The organism is Paracidovorax citrulli, from assembly GCF_900100305.1.
Lineage (GTDB): Bacteria > Pseudomonadota > Gammaproteobacteria > Burkholderiales > Burkholderiaceae_C > Paracidovorax > Paracidovorax citrulli.
Map to the genome: position 1 here is coordinate 25,468 of NZ_FNEY01000016.1, position 18,919 is coordinate 44,386.

General features: G+C 68.4%; 15 protein-coding genes and 1 pseudogene. 6 read left to right on the forward strand and 10 right to left on the reverse strand.

Translation table 11 applies throughout. From position 1 onward, the window contains the following. The first annotated feature begins 61 nt into the window (after window positions 1-61). The 3 genes from BLR99_RS12310 to BLR99_RS12320 all read left to right on the forward strand — a co-directional run bounded on the left by BLR99_RS12310 (window position 62) and on the right by BLR99_RS12320 (window position 3,618). A complete protein-coding gene (locus tag BLR99_RS12310) occupies window positions 62-322 on the forward strand; it encodes a type B 50S ribosomal protein L31 (RefSeq protein WP_011795731.1) in 261 nt (86 codons plus the stop codon). Window positions 323-496: 174 nt separating this feature from the next. Further along, the gene (locus tag BLR99_RS12315) at window positions 497-2,242 is read left to right on the forward strand and encodes a hypothetical protein (RefSeq protein ID WP_011795730.1); all 1,746 of its coding nucleotides are present in this window, start codon (window positions 497-499) and stop codon (window positions 2,240-2,242) included. Next, on the forward strand, window positions 2,242-3,618 hold the full coding sequence (locus BLR99_RS12320; protein ID WP_011795729.1) for an MATE family efflux transporter: 1,377 nt from the start codon (window positions 2,242-2,244) through the stop codon (window positions 3,616-3,618). Before BLR99_RS12315 ends, BLR99_RS12320 begins: the two co-directional genes overlap by 1 nt. A gap of 6 nt (window positions 3,619-3,624) precedes the next feature. Here the strand turns inward: BLR99_RS12320 and phoR are convergent, their stop codons facing one another. From phoR to pstS, 7 genes are all read right to left on the reverse strand, one after another. Further along, window positions 3,625-4,989 (reverse strand): phosphate regulon sensor histidine kinase PhoR, encoded by a 1,365-nt coding sequence (gene phoR, locus BLR99_RS12325; RefSeq protein ID WP_011795728.1) that lies wholly within the window; start codon window positions 4,987-4,989, stop codon window positions 3,625-3,627. A 102-nt stretch (window positions 4,990-5,091) separates the two neighbouring features. Continuing rightward, the gene (phoB, locus tag BLR99_RS12330; RefSeq protein ID WP_011795727.1) at window positions 5,092-5,799 is read right to left on the reverse strand and encodes a phosphate regulon transcriptional regulator PhoB; all 708 of its coding nucleotides are present in this window, start codon (window positions 5,797-5,799) and stop codon (window positions 5,092-5,094) included. A gap of 16 nt (window positions 5,800-5,815) precedes the next feature. Next, window positions 5,816-6,517, reverse strand: coding sequence for a phosphate signaling complex protein PhoU (gene phoU, locus BLR99_RS12335; protein ID WP_011795726.1), 702 nt, complete (start codon window positions 6,515-6,517; stop codon window positions 5,816-5,818). A 19-nt stretch (window positions 6,518-6,536) separates the two neighbouring features. Then, window positions 6,537-7,319 carry a phosphate ABC transporter ATP-binding protein PstB gene (pstB, locus tag BLR99_RS12340; RefSeq protein ID WP_011795725.1) on the reverse strand — a complete coding sequence of 261 codons (783 nt, stop codon included), beginning with the start codon at window positions 7,317-7,319 and terminating at the stop codon, window positions 6,537-6,539. Between the two features lie 35 nt (window positions 7,320-7,354). After that, window positions 7,355-8,239, reverse strand: a complete 885-nt coding sequence (pstA, locus tag BLR99_RS12345; RefSeq protein WP_011795724.1) for a phosphate ABC transporter permease PstA — start codon at window positions 8,237-8,239, stop codon at window positions 7,355-7,357. After that, entirely contained in the window at window positions 8,236-9,249 is a 1,014-nt protein-coding gene (pstC, locus tag BLR99_RS12350) for a phosphate ABC transporter permease PstC (RefSeq protein ID WP_011795723.1), read from the reverse strand. Before pstC ends, pstA begins: the two co-directional genes overlap by 4 nt. 74 nt (window positions 9,250-9,323) lie before the next feature. After that, a complete protein-coding gene (gene pstS, locus BLR99_RS12355; RefSeq protein WP_017438220.1) occupies window positions 9,324-10,364 on the reverse strand; it encodes a phosphate ABC transporter substrate-binding protein PstS in 1,041 nt (346 codons plus the stop codon). 340 nt (window positions 10,365-10,704) lie between these two features. Between pstS and BLR99_RS12360 the strand changes: the two genes are divergently transcribed. Continuing rightward, window positions 10,705-12,183, forward strand: a complete 1,479-nt coding sequence (locus tag BLR99_RS12360) for a Ppx/GppA phosphatase family protein (RefSeq protein ID WP_041828000.1) — start codon at window positions 10,705-10,707, stop codon at window positions 12,181-12,183. A gap of 89 nt (window positions 12,184-12,272) precedes the next feature. Continuing rightward, entirely contained in the window at window positions 12,273-12,770 is a 498-nt protein-coding gene (locus tag BLR99_RS12365) for a hypothetical protein (protein ID WP_074687212.1), read from the forward strand. A gap of 48 nt (window positions 12,771-12,818) precedes the next feature. Here the strand turns inward: BLR99_RS12365 and BLR99_RS12370 are convergent, their stop codons facing one another. From BLR99_RS12370 to BLR99_RS12380, 3 genes and pseudogenes are all read right to left on the reverse strand, one after another. Next, window positions 12,819-13,283, reverse strand: a complete 465-nt coding sequence (locus tag BLR99_RS12370; protein ID WP_053845258.1) for a SixA phosphatase family protein — start codon at window positions 13,281-13,283, stop codon at window positions 12,819-12,821. After that, complete coding sequence (gene ppk1 / locus BLR99_RS12375; RefSeq protein ID WP_074687216.1) at window positions 13,280-15,433, reverse strand: polyphosphate kinase 1; 2,154 nt, start codon at window positions 15,431-15,433, stop codon at window positions 13,280-13,282. Before ppk1 ends, BLR99_RS12370 begins: the two co-directional genes overlap by 4 nt. Before the next feature lie 121 nt (window positions 15,434-15,554). Then, window positions 15,555-16,393, reverse strand: a pseudogene (locus BLR99_RS12380) (GNAT family N-acetyltransferase). A 270-nt stretch (window positions 16,394-16,663) separates the two neighbouring features. On the opposite strand from BLR99_RS12380, the gene BLR99_RS12385 reads away from it, so the two are divergent. Then, a complete protein-coding gene (locus BLR99_RS12385; RefSeq protein ID WP_011795716.1) occupies window positions 16,664-18,895 on the forward strand; it encodes a bifunctional diguanylate cyclase/phosphodiesterase in 2,232 nt (743 codons plus the stop codon). Window positions 18,896-18,919 lie beyond the last annotated feature (24 nt).

Below are 18,919 nucleotides of genomic sequence, written 5' to 3' on the forward strand. Positions count from 1 at the left end.
GAAAGTGCGTCGCAATGGGTGCGGCGTGGCTCCCGCAGCAGCCCCCAGAAAGGACCATGCCATGAAAGAAGGCATTCACCCCAACTACCGCGAATTGCTCTTCGTGGACCTGTCCAACGGCTTCAAGTTCGTCACCCGCTCCTGCGTGAACACCAAGGAAACCGGCAAGACCGACGACGGCCGCGAACTGCCGCTCTTCAAGCTGGACACCTCCAGCGAATCGCACCCTTTCTACACCGGCACGCAGAAGTCGGTGGACAACATGGGCGGTCGCGTCGAGCGCTTCCGCAACCGCTTCGGCAAGACGGCCGCCGCGAAGTAATCCAGCGGTCCACCGGACCCGGGGTGGCACGGATGGCCGCATGGCATCCCCGCCCCCGCATCCCGCCAAAGGCAGCCCGGCACGTCCGCGCTGCCTTTTTTACTGCCCGGCCCGGCGGCCGGCGCCGCGCAGGCTTTTGCCTTTATTCTCGATCGATTTTTCGGCATTGAACGCGTGAATCCCCCGACCCCCGCCATCGTGACCCAGGACGCCGTGCGGCCGCTGCCGCGCTGGGCGCTGCTGCTGCTGTGCCTGGCCTATGTCGTGCCCGGCTTCGTGGCCCGCTCTCCCTGGAAGAACGCGGACGTGACCGCATTCGGCTACATGATGGAACTGGCCCGGGGGAACACTCCCTGGATGTCGCCGACCCTGGGCGGCATGGCGCCCGACACCGATGGCCTGCTGCCCTACTGGCTCGGCGCGCTGGCCGTTCGGGCCGCTCCCGGCTGGCTCTCCGCGGAAATGGCCGCCCGGTTGCCGTTCGTCGCATTGCTGGTGATCACGCTCGCCGCCACCTGGTGGGGCATGTACCACCTCGCGCGCAGTCCCGGCGCACAGCCGGTGGCCTTCGCCTTCGGCGGGGAAGCCTCCCCCTCGGATTACGCGCGGGCCATGGCCGACGGCGCGCTGCTCGCGCTGCTGGCCTGCCTGGGGCTCGCCCAGCTGTCCCACGAAGTGACCAGCTATCTCTCGCAGCTGGCTTGCACGGCGCTGCTGTTCTTCGCCGCAGCCTGCCTGCCGCACCGTGCCCTGGCATCCCTGGCGGCAGCCATCCTCGGCCTGCTCGGGCTGGCGCTGAGCGGGGCCCCGACCATGGCCATGCTGCTGGGCGGCGGCGGCGCATTGCTGGTGGCCTGCACCGCCCACGAGCCGGCCGAGCCGAATCCGCAGGCCGGCGCACGGCCCGGATGGGCCTGGGGGCTGGCACTGGCCGTACCGGTACTGCTCGTGGCGGCACTTTCGACGGTGCTGGACCTGTGGCGCTGGCGCATCGTGCCGGAGGGCGAAGCCAAGGAATGGGCGAGCCTCGTGCGCCTGCTGATCTGGTTCTCCTGGCCCGCCTGGCCGCTGGCGCTGTGGACGATCTGGCGCTGGCGCCGGCAGATCTTCAGCCGCACGCTCCACCGCCACCTGTTGCTGCCTCTGTGGTTCGTCGGCGTCACCGTCGCGGGCGCGCTGACCACGCGCCCGGCCGACCGGGCCCTGCTGCTCGGACTGCCCGCCCTGGCCACGCTGGCGGCGTTCGCGCTGCCCACGCTGCGCCGCGCCATCGCTTCGCTCATCGACTGGTTCACCCTGCTGTTCTTCAGCGTGTCGGCCATCACCATCTGGGTGATCTGGATCTCCATGCAGACCGGCGTGCCCGCCAAGCCCGCCGCCAACGTGGCCCGGCTGGCCCCGGGCTTCGTGGTCGAGTTCTCCCCGGTCGCCTTCGGCCTCGCGCTGGCGGCCACCGCCGCGTGGTGCGCGCTGGCCTGGTGGCGGGCCTCGCGCAACCGCGCCGAGATCTGGAAGAGCCTGGTGCTGCCGGCCAGCGGCGCCACGCTGGGCTGGCTGCTGCTCATGACACTCTTCCTTCCGGTGCTCGACTATGGACGCAGCTACCGGCCCCAGGTGGAGAACCTCGCGCGCGTGCTCGGCCCCGAACCGGGGTGCGTGCTCGTCTACGGACTGGGCCGCGCCCAGATCGCCGGGCTGCAATACCACGGTGGCTGGAGTATCCAGCCGGTGGCGCTGCCGTCGGAGGTGCGTGCCAGCCGCTGCGACTGGCTGGTGGCCGACGCCGGGGTGGAATCCACGGTCCACGAGCTGACCCGGGGTGCCGGCTGGCGCCGCGCCGTGGTGCTGCCACGCCCGACCGACAAGAACGACCGGCTTCTGGTGCTGCGCCGCGAACCTTCCGCGGCCGGGCGGCCCTGATGCCGTCCGAGCGCGCCCAGGTCGCGCGCCACGCGGCCACCGTCCTGGCGGGGCAACTCGCCGTGATGGCGTTCGGCGTGACCGACACCATCGTCGCCGGCCGCCATGCGCCCTCCTCCCTGGCCGCGCTCTCGATCGGCTCCGCCGTCTATGTGAGCGTCTATGTCGCCCTCATGGGCGTGCTGCAGGCGCTGCTGCCCATCTGGGCGGAACAGCGCGGCGCCGGACACACCACGGAGATCGGGCGCACGGTGCGCCAGGCGCTGTACCTTTGCGCCCTGGCGAGCCTGCTGGGCATGGTCGTGCTGCTGTCGCCCGGGGCCATCCTGCGCTGGACGCAGGTGCCGGCCGAGCTGCGCGCGGAGGTGGGCCGCTACCTCACGGTGCTGGCCGCGGCGCTGCCTCCGGCACTGGCCTTCCGGCTCTACACCACGCTCAACCAGGCCCTGGGGCGCCCCCAGCTGGTCACCTGGCTGCAATTGGGTTCGCTGGCCGTGAAGATCCCGCTGTCCATCGGCTTCACCTTCGGGTTCGCGGGCCTGCCCGCGCAGGGCGCCGTCGGGTGCGCCTGGGCCACGCTCGTCGTGAACTACCTGCTGCTGGGCATCGCGCTGTGGCTGGTCCGCTCGTCGCCGGTGTATGCGCCGCTCTCGCTGTGGAAGCGCATGGAGCGCCCCGACCCCGCGCAGATCGGGCACTTCGCGCGGCTGGGCGTGCCTGCGGGACTGGCCGTGATGGTGGAAGTCACCTCGTTCACGCTGATGGCGCTGTTCATCGCCCGGCAGGGAACGGTCGCCGCCGCGGCGCACCAGATCGCCTCGAATCTCACCGCCGTGCTCTACATGGTCCCGCTCTCGCTGGCCATCGCCACCAGCGCCCGGATCAGCTACTGGCGCGGCCGTGCCGACGAGGCCCTCGCCCGGCAGGTGGCGTGGATGGGGCTGCGCATGGCGGGCGCCACCGCCCTCGTCCTGTCGGGACTGGCCCTCGCGGCACGCGAAGGCCTGGCGGGCCTCTATACGTCCTCACCCGAGGTGCTGGCGATGGCCCGCGGGCTGCTGGCCTGGGCCGCGGCCTACCACGTCGCCGATGCGCTGCAGACCTTCTGCGCATTCGCCCTGCGCTGCTACCGGATCACCATCGCTCCGCTGGCCACTTACGGGGTACTGCTCTGGGGCGCCGGGCTGCCGGCGGGCTATGTACTGGCCTACGTGGGCTTCGCCGGACATCCGCCGCAGCAGTCGCCCGCCGCCTTCTGGATCGGCGGGGCGCTGGCGCTGGGACTGACGGCCGCGCTGTTCATTGCGATGCTGGCGAGGGCCTTGCGGAAGGCCCGTTCATCGGGTCCGCGCCCCGCTCCGGCAGGATGGGCTTAGGGCCTGTCAACAGGCCTTTGCCGGTGCGCCGCGTACCGGGGCACTGCGTTGGATGCGGTGCGGCGGGAACGTGACGGAAAACACGGAACCCTTGCCCACGGTGCTCTCGATGCCCAGCGACGCCGAATGGCGCTGCACCACGTGCTTGACGATGGCCAGGCCCAGCCCGGTGCCGCCGGTGTCGCGGGAGCGGCTGCGGTCCACGCGGTAGAAGCGTTCGGTCAGCCGCGGAATGTGCACGGACTCGATGCCGGGGCCCGTATCCCTCACCGAGAACCGGGCACTGCCGTCGGCCAGCGTCTCCCACGCCACCGTGATCCGGCCGCCGGCGGGCGTATAGCGCACTGCATTGCCGATCAGGTTGGCGAGCGCACTCTGCAGCTCGGCCGTCACCCCGATCAGTTGGCCGGCGCCCTGCAGCGCCTCGGCCGGCGGAAACTCCAGCACATGGCCCGCCGACTGGCTGCGGGTGAGCAGCGCGGACAGGCCGCGCGCCTCGTCCTCGCAGCGGCGCAGCAGCGCATCCACCGGCGTGCATTCGGTCAGCCCGGGCGGGGGGCTGCCCTCCAGGCGCGACAGGGTCAGCAGGTCCTGCACCACGCTTTGCATCCGGCCGGCCTGCTGCGACATCATGTTCAGGTAGCGCGCGCGCTCCTCGGACGACAGAGGCAGCGTCTGCAGGGTTTCCACGAACCCCATGAGGACCGTGAGCGGAGTGCGGATCTCGTGCGATACGTTGGCCACGAAATCGCGGCGCATGGCCTCGGCCTGCTCCAGCGCCGTCACGTCCCGCGAGAGCAGCAGCTTGCGGCCGTCGCCGTAAGGATGCAGGTGCACGGAAATGCGCACCGGCCGGGAGGGCGTGCTCTCGCGTCCTTGCAGGACGACATCCCTGGAGAAATCCTGGGCGGCGTAGTAGGCGCTGAACTCGGGGTCGCGCAGCAGGTTGCCGATCGACTGGCCCATGTCGCGCGCGGCATCCAGACCGAACTGCGTCACCGCGATCTGGTTGCACCACTCGATGTGTCCCTCGGCGTCGAGCAGCACCACGCCATTGGGCGTCGCCTGCAGGGCCGCGAGGATCTCCTGCAGCCGCGCATCGCTCGCGGCGATGTCGGCCTGGTTCTGGCGCAGCAGGCGGCGGAACCTGTCGGCGGCCTCGCCCCAGAGCCCCCTGAGCGAGGGAGAGCTGGCGAGGTCGCCGTCGCGCAGCCAGCGCAGTACGCGGGAACCGCGCCAGAGGTCCCAGAGGAACCAGAGCCAGACGCCCGCGAAAACGGTCGCCACCGCGCCGTGGAAGCCCCCCCAGAGCCAGCCGAGCAGGAGGCCGACGACCTGGAAGGACAGGAAGAAGATGCAACGCGAAACCATGGAATCCGGGAGGGCTCCGCGGGGCCCCTCCCCGTCCGCGCTCCGCTGCCTTGTTGTCAGATAACGAAAAGGAAGGCCGCCCGCGGGCGGCCCGCTCGACGGTCAGGCCCGCATCAGGGCGGCAGGCTGGGCCGTGAGCCGGTAGCCCGCGCCGCGCACGGTTTCCACCATGGCGCCGGCGACGCCCAGGGCTTCGCGCAGGCGCTTGACGTGAACGTCCACCGTGCGCTCCTCGATGAAGACGTGGTCGCCCCACACCTTGTCGAGCAGCTGTGCCCGGCTGTGGACGCGTTCCGGGTGCTTCATGAGGTAGTGCAGCAGCTTGAACTCGGTCGGGCCGATCTTGATCTGCTGCCCCTGGTAAGTCACGCGGTAGGTGCCGGCGTCGAGGATCAGGTCGGAAATGGCCACGGTATCGGTGGCCTGCTCGGGCGCCCGGCGCCGCAGCACGGCGCGGATGCGCGCCAGCAGCTCCTGGGTGGAGAACGGCTTGGTGATGTAGTCGTCCGCGCCCGCATCGAGCCCGGCCACCTTGTCGGGCTCGTCGCCACGCGCCGTGAGCATGAGGATGGGAATGGGCTTGGTGCGCGCGTCCGCGCGCCACTTGCGCGCGAGCTGCAGGCCGCTCTGGCCGGGCAGCATCCAGTCGAGCAGGATGACGTCGGGCAGGACCGCATCCAGCTCGCGCTGGGCGGACTCGCCGTCCTCGGACCAGATGGGCTGGAAGCCGTTGTGGCGCAGGTTGACGGCGATCAGCTCGGCGATGGCGGATTCGTCTTCGACGATGAGTACGCGGGGAAGTCTCTTCATGGGAGGGGGTGGCCTTTCAGAGCACGGCCGATTCGATCTCCTCGAGGGCCGTGTGGCGCACGTCCTTGCCCTTGACGAGGTAGATGATGAGCTCGGCCACGTTTTTGGAGTGATCGCCGATGCGCTCGATGGCCTTGGCCAGGAACAGCAGGTCGAGGCTCGCGGAAATCGTGCGGGGGTCTTCCATCATGTAGGTGATGAGCTTGCGCACGAAACCGTCGAACTCGCGATCGATGAGATCGTCTTCCTTCAGGATGGCCACGGCCGCCTTGGTATCGAGGCGGGCGAACGCATCGAGCGCCTTGCGCAGCAGGCCCGACGCCAGGTCGGCCGCGACGCGCAGGTCGGTGGTGGGCAGCGAGCGGGCGGAGCCGCTCTCGATGATGGCCTTGACCATGCGGGCCATCTTGTTGGCCTCGTCTCCCATGCGCTCGAGGTTCGCCGTCGCCTTGGAGAAGGCGATCAGCAGGCGCAGGTCGCGGGCCGTGGGCTGGCGGCGCGCGATGATGGACGAGAGCTCGTGGTCGATCTCGACCTCCATCGCGTTCACGCGGTGCTCGGTGGCGGCGACCTGGTCGGCGGCCTCCACGCTGAACTGCGACAGCGCGTAGATGGCCTGGCGGATCTGGGACTCGACCAGTCCGCCCAGTTCCATCACGCGGGCGGAGATGTTGTTGAGTTCGCTGTCGAACTGGGACGAAAGGTGTTTTTCGGGCATGAGGGAGCTCCTGGTCCGTTCAGCCGAAACGGCCGGTGATGTAGTCTTCGGTTTCCTTGCGCTGGGGCTTGAAGAACATCTGCTCGGTCTCGCCGAACTCCATCAGGTCCCCCAGGTACATATAGGCCGTGTAGTCGCTGCAGCGCGCCGCCTGCTGCATGTTGTGCGTGACGATCACCACGGTGTAGTCGTTCTTCAGCTCGGCGATCAGTTCCTCGACCTTGGCCGTGGAGATCGGGTCCAGCGCCGAGCACGGCTCGTCGAGCAGCAGCACTTCGGGCTTGATGGCGATGCCGCGCGCGATGCACAGGCGCTGCTGCTGCCCGCCCGACAGGCCCGAGCCGCTCTGGTGCAGCTTGTCCTTCACCTCGTTCCACAGGGCCGCCTTGCGCAGCGCCCATTCCACGCGGTCGTCCATGTCGGTCGCGTTGAGGCTTTCGAACAGCTTCACGCCGAAGGCGATGTTGTCGTAGATCGACATCGGGAACGGCGTGGGCTTCTGGAACACCATGCCGACCTTGGCGCGGATCAGGGCCACGTCCTGCTTGCTGGTCAGCAGGTTCTCGCCGTCCAGCAGGATCTGGCCTTCCGCGCGCTGCTCGGGGTAGAGCTCGTACATGCGGTTGAAGGTGCGCAGCAGCGTGGACTTGCCGCAGCCCGACGGTCCGATGAACGCCGTGACCTTCTTCTCGGGAATGTCCAGGTTGATGCCCTTCAGGGCGTGGAACTTGCCGTAGTAGAAGTTCAGGTCGCGGACCGTGATCTTGGAGGTTCCGGCGGCGCCGGTGTTTTTCGTGGACATGGGGAATGGGTCCGATCTGTGGCGGATGGGTTGTCTCAGGACTTCTGGCGTGTCAGCACGCGGGCCAGGATGTTGAGGCCGAGCACGGCGAGGGTGATCAGGAACACGCCGGCCCATGCCAGTTCCTGCCAGTTCTCGTAGGGGCTCATCGCGAACTTGAAGATGGTCACCGGCAGGCTGGCCATGGGCTTGGACAGGTCGGCGTTCCAGAACTGGTTGTTGAGCGAGGTGAACAGCAGCGGAGCGGTTTCGCCGGCGATGCGGGCCACGGCGAGCAGCACGCCGGTGATGACGCCGGCGCGCGCGGCGCGCAGCGTGACCAGCGTGATGACCTTCCACTTGGGCGTGCCCAGGGCGTAGGCGGCCTCCCGCAGGCTGGCAGGCACCAGCATCAGCATGTTCTCGGTCGTGCGGATCACCACCGGAATGACGATGAGCGCCAGGGCGATGATGCCGGCATAGGCGGAGAAGCTCTTGAAGCGCGCGACCACCACGGCATACACGAACAGGCCGATCACGATGCTGGGCGCCGACAGCAGGATGTCGTTCACGAAACGGGTGGACGACGCGAGCCAGCTGCGCTTGTCGTATTCGGCCAGGTACACGCCGGCCATGATGCCGATGGGCGTGCCCACGAAGGTGGCCAGCATCACCATCACGAACGATCCGAAGATGGCGTTGGAGATGCCCCCGACCTCGTTGGGCGGCGGGGTCATTTCGGTGAACAGCGTGGTGCTCAGGCCGCCCACGCCCAGGCGGATGGTTTCCCAGAGGATCCAGATCAGCCAGAACACGCCGAACGCCATGGCCGCGAGCGACAGGCCCAGGGCGATCGTATTCATGCGCTTGCGGCGGGCATAGCGCGCCTGGCGGTCGCTGGCCAGTTGGGCCGCGGAAATGAGTTGCTGCGAGGTACTCACGAGCGCGCTCCTTCGTTCTTCTGCAGGCGCGACAGCAGCACCTTGGACAGCGACAGCACCACGAAGGTGATGAAGAACAGCACCAGGCCCAGATAGATCAGCGACGCCTGGTGCAGGCCTTCGCCGGCTTCCGCGAATTCATTGGCCAGCGCCGAGGTGATGCTGTTGGCGGCCTGGAAGACCGACAGCGAATCGAGCTGGTTCATGTTGCCGATCACGAAGGTGACGGCCATCGTCTCGCCCAGGGCGCGGCCCAGGCCCAGCATGATGCCGCCCAGCACCCCGGTTTTCGTATAGGGCAGGACCACCTTCCACACCACTTCCCAGGTCGTCGAGCCCAGGCCGTAGGCGGACTCCTTCAGCAGCGCGGGAGTGACTTCGAACACGTCGCGCATCACCGAGGCGATGAACGGGATGATCATGATGGCCAGGATGATCCCGGCCGAAAGGATGCCGATGCCCACGGGCGGGCCGGACACCAGTGCGCCCAGGTAGGGAACGCCCGACAGCAGCGACTGCAGGGGCTGCTGCACCCAGGTGGCGAGGATGGGCCCGAACACCATCAGGCCCCACATGCCATAGACGATGGAGGGCACGGCGGCCAGCAGCTCGATGGCGGTGCCCAGGGGCCGCTTGAGCCACGCGGGGGACAGTTCCGTGAGGAAGAGCGCGATGCCGAAGCTCACGGGCACGGCGATGAGCAGCGCGATGATCGACGTGGCCAGCGTGCCGTAGATCATGACCAGGCCGCCGTAGTCGTTCTGCACCGGGTCCCAGACGCTGCGGCCGAGGAAGCTCACGCCGTATGTCTGTATGGACGGCCACGCGCCGATCACCAGCGAGACCAGGATGCCGATCAGCAGCGCCAGGGTCAGCATGGCAGCGCCCCGGGCGAGCCCCGCGAAAATGCGGTCCGCCACCGCTCCGGAGAGCAGTGGCGCGCGGGGAGGTGGAGTGGTTCGGGGGGCGCTGGCGCTGCGCTGCAGCGGCGTCGCGGGAGGTGCGGACATGGTGCTGGACACGGGGGCGGCCTTTTCGGGTTTTCGGCCGCCCCTGCCCTGCGCGGGAGAGGCGGCCCGGGGACTTACTTCAGCGGGATGGCCTTGCCGGAAGCGTCCTTGATGTCATCCCAGGACTTGAGCACGACGGCCTTCACGCTGTCGGGCATGGGCACGTAGTCGAGGTCGGCGGCGGTCTTGTCGCCGTTCTTATAAGCCCAGTCGAAGAACTTCAGCGACGTGGAGGCCTGGGCGGGCTTGTCCTGGACCTTGTGCATCAGGATGAAGGTGGCACCGGTGATGGGCCACGATTCCTTGCCCTTCTGGTTCGTCAGGATCTGGTAGAAGCTCTTGGACCAGTCGGCGCCTGCGGCAGCGGCCTTGAAGGCGGAATCGTCGGGCGAGACGAAGGCGCCGTTGGCGTTCTGCATCTGCACGTAGGTCAGCTTGTTCTGCTTGACGTAGGCATATTCCACATAGCCGATGGAGTTGGGCAGGCGGCCTACAAAAGCGGCGACGCCTTCGTTGCCCTTGCCGCCCGCGCCGGTGGGCCAGTTCACGGCCGTGCCTTCGCCGACCTTGGTCTTCCACTCCTCGTTCACCTTCGACAGGTAGTTCGTGAAGATGAAGCTGGTGCCGGAGCCGTCGGCACGGCGCACCGGGGCGATCTGCGCGTCCGGCAGGGTCACGCCGGGGTTGAGGGACTTGATGGCCGGATCGGACCAGTTGGTCACCTTGCCCAGGTAGATGTCGCCGAGCACCTGGCCGCTCAGCTTGATCTGGCCGGGAGCGATCCCCTTGATGTTGACCACGGGCACCACGCCGCCGATCACGGTGGGGAACTGCACCAGGCCCTTCTTGGCCAGGTCCTCGTCCTTCAGGGGAGCGTCGGACGCGCCGAAGTCCACCGTCTTCGCCTCGATCTGGCGCAGGCCGGCGCCGGAGCCGACGGACTGGTAGTTGATCTTGACACCGGTTGCCTTGTTGTAATCGGCCGCCCACTTGGAGTACAGCGGAGCGGGGAAACTGGCGCCGGCGCCCGTGGCCTCCTGCTGGGCCCACGCGGCGGAGAACGCACCCGCCGAGACGACGCCCGACACCAGAATCCGAATCACAGACAGTTTCATGAGGGAACCTCTTGGTTGAAAAGAATCAGTGGTGCGGACTGTAGGAGCGCTTTATGACAGGACTGTGACGCGCCGTCCAGCATGTCATGGTCGCGCTCCCCAGTAAACCGGCCGTTTCGCCGCCCCCGGGTGTCATGCGAATGTCACGATTCCGCCTTACTCTGGACATCCGCGGCAAGGTTGCGAGCCGGCGCCGGCCGGCCCGCGCCACCCGTTCGCGCGGCACGGCCGATCACCCCGGCGGAACACCGCCGGCGGGCCTGCGCCTGTTTTGCACGGGCACCGAAAAGGGAGTGCTATGCTGCGCCGCCAGAAAAACCAGCGCGCAAGGCGCGACAACATGCACGACGGAACATTGCTCGCCGCGGTGGATCTCGGATCCAACAGCTTTCGCCTCGAAATCGGACGCTTCGAGCACGGGCTGATACGCAGGATCGAATACCTCAAGGAAACCGTCCGCCAGGGCAACGGCCTGGACGAAGACCGCAACCTCACGCCCGACGCCATGCAGCGCGGCTGGGACTGCCTCGCGCGTTTCGCCGAGCGCCTCAAGGGTTTTCCGGCCGAGAGGGTGCGCGCCGTCGCCACCCAGACACTGCGCGAAGCGCGCAACCGCGACGCCTTCCTGCAGCGCGGCAGCGCCCTGCTCGGCCACCCGATCGACGTCGTCTCCGGCCCCGAAGAGGCCCGCCTGATCTACCAGGGCGTGGCCCACCTGCTGCCCCAGTCGGACGAGCGCCGGCTGGTGGTGGACATCGGCGGCCGCTCCACGGAGCTGATCCTGGGCCATGGCTTCTCGGCCGACACGGTGGCCTCGTTCCGCGTGGGCAGCGTAGCCTGGTCCAGCCGCTACTTCCCGGAGGGCGCCTTCACCCCGGAGTCTTTCCGCACCGCCGAGATCGCGGCCCAGGCCGTGCTGGACGAGGCGCTCAACACCTACCGGCCCCAGGCCTGGGACGTGGCCTATGGATCCTCCGGCACCGCCGGCGCGATCGGCGACATCCTGGCCGTGCTGGGCGGCCCGCCCGGCCTCATCACCCGGTCCGGGCTGGACTGGCTGCGGGAGCAACTGCTTCGCGCCCGCACGGTGGACAAGGTGCGGCTGGAGGGCCTGAAGGAAGACCGCCGGCCGGTGATCGGCGGCGGCCTCAGCGTGCTGCGCGCCGTGTTCGACCTGCTGGACATCCGCGAGATGCAGGTGGCCCAGGGCGCATTGCGCCAGGGCGTCCTGTACGACCTGCTCGACCGCGAACTGCATGCCGACGACCTGCGCTCCTCCACGGTGCTCGGACTGATGGAGCGGTTCCGCGTAGATGTCCGGCATGCCGAGCGCGTAGCCCGCACGGCCGCCCTGCTCCACCAGCAGGCCTGTCCCGGCGTCGCCGAGCAAAGCCACAGGGAACTCGTCTGGGCCGCGCGACTGCACGAGATCGGCTGCATCGTCTCCCATGGCGATCACCACCACCATGGCGCCTACCTCCTGGACCACACCGACGCGGCGGGTTTTTCCGTGTCGGAGCTGCGCCACCTCGGCCGGCTCGTGCAGGGCCACCGGGGCAAGGTGCGCAAGCTCGAGGCCGACATCGACGATCCGCGGCTGGCCCACCAGCTCGCCTGCCTGCGCATGGCGGTCGCCCTGTGCCATGCCCGCCGCGACCCGGACCTGGAAGGTGTGGCCCTGGTGCGCGACGGGCACCGCTTCGTCGCCTCGGCCCGCCCGGGCTGGGCCGCGGCGTATCCGCAATCGGCCCACCTGCTGCGCGAGGAAGGCACCGCATGGCAGAGAACCGCCTGGGAGTTCGTGGCCGAATTGACCTGACGGCACGGCGGTGCAAAAGCCGCAAAAACATGCGGACTCATCCATAACGGTATAAACTGTTTATACCGTTTTACCTTCGATGATCCGCCATGCCCGATACCACCTCTTCCGCCCCTGCCCCCGTCTCCGCCGAAGCTGCGGCCACCCCGCTGGCGGCCGCTTCGGTCGTCACTGCGGCCTCCAAGGCCGGCAAGGGTGAAAAAGCCGGCAAGGCTCCCGGCGCAGCAGGCAAGCGCAGCGTCAAGCCCGCAGCGGCCGCCGCCGCCAAGCAGGCACCGGCCGCACGCGAAGCCAAGCCGAAGAAGCCCAAGCTGGTGCGCGACAGCTTCACGATCCCCAAGGAAGAGTACGCCGCCATCGAAGGCCTGAAGCAGCGCCTGGCACTGCAGGGCGCGCCCGCCAAGAAGAGCGAGCTGCTGCGTGCCGGCCTCGTGCTGCTGGCCAGCCTGCCCGATGCCGCGCTGGCCAAGGCGATGCAGGCCATCCCGTCCATCAAGACGGGTCGCCCGAAGTCCGAGCCGGCCGGGACCGCCATCGGCGCCAAGCCTGCCAAGGCCCCCAAGGCGCGCGCCGACGGCAAGGCCTGAGCCCCTTCCCGGGCAGCTGCTGGCGCATGCGGGACGCCGCTGCCCGGGCTACAGGAAATCCGGCGCCTGCACCGCCATGAGAATGGTTTCCGCCACCTCGGCGCGCGCCCGGCGGCGCAGCCACCACACCGCCCCCTTGCGGATGGCGCAATCCGGGGAGCGCAGGCCGAGAAGTTCGGCTGCGGCCTGCCCCAGCATGGGCTGGTGCCCCACGACCAGCACCGCGCCACGCGCGTGCGGCCACTGCACCAGTTCCAGGAGGTCCGCCGCGGTGCCTCCGGGCAGCAGCTCCGCGCGCAGCTTGTATTTGCGCCCCAGCGCCTTGGCGGTGGCCTCGGTGCGGACAGCAGGGCTCGCCAGCACGCGCAGCCCGTCCGGCAGTTGTCGGTCCAGCCATGCCGCCATGCGCGCGGCCTGCTTCTCTCCCCGGGGCGTCAACGGGCGCTGCAGGTCTTCATCGCCTTCGCGGGGCTCTTCCGCCTCGGCATGCCGCCACAGGATCAGGTCCATCATGTCCTGGCCGCCAAGGGCGCGGCGCCGGACGGGCCGTAGCGCAGCATCAGCGCCTGCTGCGCGCCATGGCCGGACACGGGATGCGGCGCCCGGGCATAGGATCCGTCGGGTTGCAGCGTCCAGGCATCCTTGTCGTCGTGCAGGTAGGCGACCAGGCATTCGTCGATGATCCGCTGGCGCAGTTCGGGATCGTCCACCGGCCAGGCGAGTTCCACGCGCCGCAGCATGTTGCGGTTCATCCAGTCGGCGCTGGACAGCAGCAACTGCTCCTTGTCGCCCGCGCGGAAATAGAACACCCGGGTGTGCTCCAGGAAACGCCCGATGATGGACCGCACGCGGATGTTGTCGGTCACGCCCTCGCGCTGCGCGGGCAGCATGCAGGCGCCGCGCACGATCAGGTCGATGCGCGCGCCCTTCTGCCCGGCGGCGACGAGCGCGTTCATGAGTGCCTCGTCGGTCAACGCATTCATCTTCGCCACGATGCGCGCGTCTTCCCCGCGCGCGGCGGCATCGCCCACGGCCACGATCATCTCCTGCAGTTGCCGGTGCAGGTGGAAAGGCGCCATCACCAGGCGCCTGAGCCGGGGCAGCTTGTTCTGGCTGGCCAGGTGGTTGAACACGGCATCCATGTCGGCCGTCGTGTCCGCATCGGCCGTGAAATAGCTCAGGTCGGTGTAGAGCCGTGCCGTGCGGGGGTTGTAGTTGCCCGTGGAGAGATGCCCGTAGCGGCGCAGCTGCTTGCCCTCGCGGCGGGTCACCAGCAGCATCTTGCCGTGCGTCTTGAGTCCCACCACCCCATAGACCACCTGGGCGCCGATGGACTCCAGCGCCTCCGCCCAGTTGATGTTCGCCTCTTCGTCGAAGCGGGCCTTCAGTTCCACGACGGCCATCACTTCCTTGCCGCGGCGCACGGCCTCGCGCAGCAGCTCCATCATCTCGGAATCCGCGCCCGTGCGGTAGATCGTCTGCTTGATGGCCAGCACCTGGGGATCGTTCACGGCCTCGCGCAGGAACTGGAGCACCGAGTCGAAGCTCTCGAACGGCTGGTGCACCAGGATGTCGCGGCGCCGGATCTGCTCCATGAGCGGCGCGCCCACCTGCACCTGCCGGGGCCAGGCCGCGCGCCAGGGCGGAAACAGCAGGGCCGGCTCGTTGACCAGGTCCACCAGCTGCGTGAGCCGCACCAGGTTCACGGGCCCATGGACGCGGAACAGCGCCGCATCGGGCAGCGCGAACTGCGACTGCAGGAAATCGGACAGAAAGCGCGAGCAGCTGGCCGACACCTCCAGGCGCACCGCCTGGCCGTAATGGCGGTGCTGCAGGCCCTGGCGCAGGGCCGTGCGCAGGTTGCGCACGTCGTCCTCGTCCACGGCCAGGTCGGAATGGCGCGTCACGCGGAACTGGGAGAACTCCGTCACGTCGCGCCCGGGGAACAGTTCGGTCAGATGTGCCCGCACAATGCTGGACAGACTGACGCACTGCGCCCCCTGCGGCGCCACCTTGACGGGCAGCCGCACCAGCCGCGGCAGCACACGCGGCACCTTGACGATGGCGATCTCGTTCTCGCGCCCGAAAGCGTCGTTGCCCTTGAGCCGCACGATGAAGTTCAGTGACTTGTTCGCCACCTGCGGGAAGGGATGCGCGGGGTCCAGCCCCACGGGCACCAGCAGCGGGCGCACTTCGCGCTCGAAGTAGTCGCGCACCCAGCGGCGCTGCTCGGGCGAGCGCTCGCCATGGGAGACGATGTGGATGCCCTGCTCGGCGAAGGCCGGCATCAGCGACTCGTTGTAGAGCGCGTACTGCCGGGCCACCAGATCGTGCGCCTTGGCGGACAACGCCTCGAAGGACGCCACCGTGTAAGGGCCCTTCGTCTCGCCGCTCTGCGCCGCCGTGATGTGCGGAGCGGCGCGCACTTCGAAGAACTCGTCGAGGTTGGACGACACGATGCACAAGTACCGCAGCCGCTCGAGCAGCGGCACGTCGGTGCGCGCCGCCCAGTCGAACACCCGTTCGTTGAACGCCAGGATGCTGTGGTCGCGGTTGAGGAACGCGACGCCGGAGGCATCGGACCGGGGCTCGGAGGACGTCAGGGAATCCTGGACGCCTGCGGACGAAGCCGGTTCCTCGGAGGACGTTGGCGAAGAGTGCATGGAAGGCAAATTATCAGTATCGGAATCAGTTTTAGTATTGGGCTCGACCATGACATTTTCATGACATGTCATCGACATATGTCACGAACCGCCTCGCAACGATCATCGTGCCGCAAAGCGGTCATCCGAGGAAATGCTTGCGGTAGCGGGGAGGAAGATCCTCGATGCGCATCATCATCGGCAGGTCGGCGGTGTTGAAATCCGGATCCCACGCCGGTGCTCCGAGCACCCGCGTGCCCAGCCGCAGGTAACCCTTGATCAGCGCCGGCGGCTCCACCGGCAGCGAGCCGTCGAGCTGGTCCACCGGCAGCGGCAGGCGGGGCTGCACCTCGTATTCGGCCGGCGCCATGTAGCCTGCCTTGAGCTGGTTCCAGATGCTGGCCGCGGCGTTGCCGCTGAGCACGCCGTTGTGCAGCATGGGGATGCTCGCGCAGCCGATCATCATGTCCAGCCGGTTGCGCACCATGAAGTCCGCCAGCGCACCCAGAGGGTCATGATGACCCCGCCGTGGCGGTAGTCGGGGTGCACGCAGCTGCGGCCCAGCTCCACCATGCGCCCGCGCAGGTGGTCCAGGCGCGACAGGTCGAACTCGGTGTCGCTGTACAGCCCGCCCGCACGCTGCGCCTGGGCGGGCGTCAGCACCCGGTAGGTGCCGATCACGGCCCGCGTTTCCACGTCCCGCACGAGCAGGTGCTCGCAGTACGCGTCGAAGGCGTCCACGTCATGGCCAGGGACGGAGGTGCTCAGGCGCGCGCCCATTTCACCCGCGAACACGAGGTACCTCAGCCGCTGGGCTTCCCGGACTTCGGCCGCGTCGCGGGCTCAGGAGGCCTCGATGGGTGCCACCGCGCTTTTGCCTGGCCGCGGCGCTGGAACCTCCCCAGGACCCGGTCGATGAAGCGACCTCCGGAAAGACATGTCAGGAGACAGCGGCAGGGTGGGAACAGGAAGGTCGCTCACGAATTACTCCCGGTGGACCGTTGAACCATCGCAGCCCTGCCCTGCAGGGCCGCGCTGGACAATGTCGCAGCGGTGCATGACATGCCCATGTCTCGGCCATGGCGCGCTCATGACACCCGCCCGCGCCGCCGGCCCGGCCGTATCGCGTTCCGGGTGACCGGGCACGCGGCAGGGCCCCGCTCTTCTGGATTGCCCTGCCCGCCCGGCACCGACTCGCTGCTACACTTTGTTGCTCCCTACCGGCCACCCCAAGCCGGCGTCCGCCCTGTCATGCCCTTCACCAAAGTCCGGTCCCTGCCTGTTCTGGGAACATCCGACGGTCCTGCCGTGGAACGACTCCTGCGCGAGCAGCAGACGCTACTGGACAGTGCCGGCGTGGGTATCGTGTTCATCCGGCAGCGGCAGGTGGTCCGCTGCAATCCCCGATATGCGGAAATATTCGGCTACGCCTCCACCCGCGAAGCGATCGGGTTGAGCAGCCAGAGCCTCTACCCCGATTCCGCGGCCTTCCGCGCCCTCGGGCGGGCGGCCTACCCCACCCTTTCCCTCGGGCTGCCCTACCGCTGCGAGTGCCAGATGCGGCGCAAGAACGGCCGCCTCTTCTGGGCCAGCCTCACGGGCCGCCTCATCAATCCGCTGGACACCTCCGAAGGATCGATCTGGATCGTCGATGACATCGACGAGCAGCGCCACGCGCAAATCCGGCTGCACGCGGCGATCCGGGAGAAGCAGGCGCTGTTCGACCACGCGATGGTGGGCATCGCATTCGTGCGCAACAACCGGCTCACCCGCTGCAACCGGCATTTCGAGCAGATGCTGGGCTACGCGCCGGGCGAGCTGTCCGAAGGATCGGCCCGCCAGCGGCATTTCAGCGATGCCGACTGGGAGGCCATGGAGTGCCACGGCCACGGCGAACCGAACGGCACGGGCTTCACCGGCGAGATGGAACTGCTCGCCAAGGACGGCAGCACGGTCGCCTGCGAGGTGCGCAGCCAGCCACTGGACCCGCTCTTTCCCGAACAGGGATGCATCTGCATCGCCATGGACGTGAGCGAGCAGCGCAAGACGCAGGCGGAACTCGCCCGCATGCACGCCGAACTGGAGCAGCAGGTCCAGGAGCGCACGCGCCAGCTCAGCGAAACCGTCGAGAGCCTGCACCGCGAGATCAACGACCGCAAGCACGACCAGGAACGCATCTACTGGCTGGCGCACTACGACCCGCTCACCGGCCTGCCCAATCGCACGCTGCTGGCAGAACGCGCCCAGCACGCGATCCGGGTCGCGCAGGAAAACGGCACGCCCCTGGCGGTGGTCTTTCTCGATCTGGACCACTTCAAGCATGTGAACGATTCGCTGGGCCACCGGGTCGGCGACGCGCTGCTGGTGGAGATCGCCAAGCGCCTGAGGGCCGTGGTGCGCGACCGCGACACGGTTTCCCGGCTGGGCGGCGACGAATTCATCCTGCTGCTGCCAGGCGCCAATGCCCACGGCGCGGCGCGCGTGGCCACCAAGCTGCAGGAAGCCTCCCGCCAGCCCTACCAGATCGGCCACCACGAACTCACCATGGCGCCCTCGATGGGCATCGCCCTCTTCCCGGACGACGGCTGCGATTTCGACACGCTGACGCAGTCCGCGGACGTGGCCATGTACCGCGCCAAGCTCGACGGACGCAACACCTACCGCTTCTTCACGCCGGAGATGCAGGCGCAGTCCGTGCGCGCCCTGCTGCTGGAAAACGCGCTGCGGCGGGCCCTGGAGCGCGAGCAGCTCCACCTGCACTACCAGCCCCAGATCACGATCGCCAGCGGCGAGATCCGCAGCGTGGAGGCCCTGCTGCGCTGGGACCATCCGGAGCTGGGCCCCATCTCGCCGGCCGAATTCATCCCGATCGCCGAGGACAGCGGCCAGATCCTGCAGATCGGCGAATGGGTGCTCCGCACGGCCCTGGCACAGTTGCAGGCCTGGCATGCCATGGGGCTGGAGTGGCTGTCCATGGCCGTCAACCTGTCGGCCCTGCAGTTCCGGCAGCCATTGCTGCCGGAACTGGTCAGCCGCATCCTGGAAGAAACCCGCCTGCACCCCCAGCGACTGGAGCTGGAGCTGACCGAAGGTGTCGCCGTGGACGATCCGCGGTCGGCCATCGCGACCATGGACCAGCTCCATGCCCGCGGCGTGCGGATGTCGATGGACGACTTCGGGACCGGCTATTCGTCCCTGAGCCAGCTCAAGCGCTTCCAGATCTACAAGCTCAAGATCGACCAGTCCTTCGTGCGCGACCTGGGCGTGGACAGCAACGACCGGGCCATCGTGAGCGCCATCATCCGCATGGCCCAGGCCCTGGGCATGCGCACCACCGCCGAGGGCGTGGAAACGGCCGAACAGCTGGAGTACCTGCGGCAGCAGGGTTGCGACGAGGCACAGGGCTACTACTTCAGCCGCCCGCAGACCGCGCAGGCCATCACGCCGCTGCTGCAGCAGCGGACGATACGGCCCGAAGGTTGAGCCGCTTCCCCGCGCGGCAGACCA

Bases quoted from the DNA above. Each gene is read 5' to 3' on its own strand.
- BLR99_RS12310 (WP_011795731.1), top strand. From the start codon at position 62: ATGAAAGAAGGCATTCACCCCAACTACCGCGAATTGCTCTTCGTGGAC.
- BLR99_RS12320 (WP_011795729.1), top strand. From the start codon at position 2,242: ATGCCGTCCGAGCGCGCCCAGGTCGCGCGCCACGCGGCCACCGTCCTG.
- phoR (WP_011795728.1), bottom strand. From the start codon at position 4,989: ATGGTTTCGCGTTGCATCTTCTTCCTGTCCTTCCAGGTCGTCGGCCTC.
- phoB (WP_011795727.1), bottom strand. From the start codon at position 5,799: ATGAAGAGACTTCCCCGCGTACTCATCGTCGAAGACGAATCCGCCATC.
- phoU (WP_011795726.1), bottom strand. From the start codon at position 6,517: ATGCCCGAAAAACACCTTTCGTCCCAGTTCGACAGCGAACTCAACAAC.
- pstB (WP_011795725.1), bottom strand. From the start codon at position 7,319: ATGTCCACGAAAAACACCGGCGCCGCCGGAACCTCCAAGATCACGGTC.
- pstC (WP_011795723.1), bottom strand. From the start codon at position 9,249: ATGTCCGCACCTCCCGCGACGCCGCTGCAGCGCAGCGCCAGCGCCCCC.
- pstS (WP_017438220.1), bottom strand. From the start codon at position 10,364: ATGAAACTGTCTGTGATTCGGATTCTGGTGTCGGGCGTCGTCTCGGCG.
- BLR99_RS12360 (WP_041828000.1), top strand. From the start codon at position 10,705: ATGCACGACGGAACATTGCTCGCCGCGGTGGATCTCGGATCCAACAGC.
- BLR99_RS12365 (WP_074687212.1), top strand. From the start codon at position 12,273: ATGCCCGATACCACCTCTTCCGCCCCTGCCCCCGTCTCCGCCGAAGCT.
- BLR99_RS12370 (WP_053845258.1), bottom strand. From the start codon at position 13,283: ATGATGGACCTGATCCTGTGGCGGCATGCCGAGGCGGAAGAGCCCCGC.
- ppk1 (WP_074687216.1), bottom strand. From the start codon at position 15,433: ATGCACTCTTCGCCAACGTCCTCCGAGGAACCGGCTTCGTCCGCAGGC.
- BLR99_RS12385 (WP_011795716.1), top strand. From the start codon at position 16,664: ATGCCCTTCACCAAAGTCCGGTCCCTGCCTGTTCTGGGAACATCCGAC.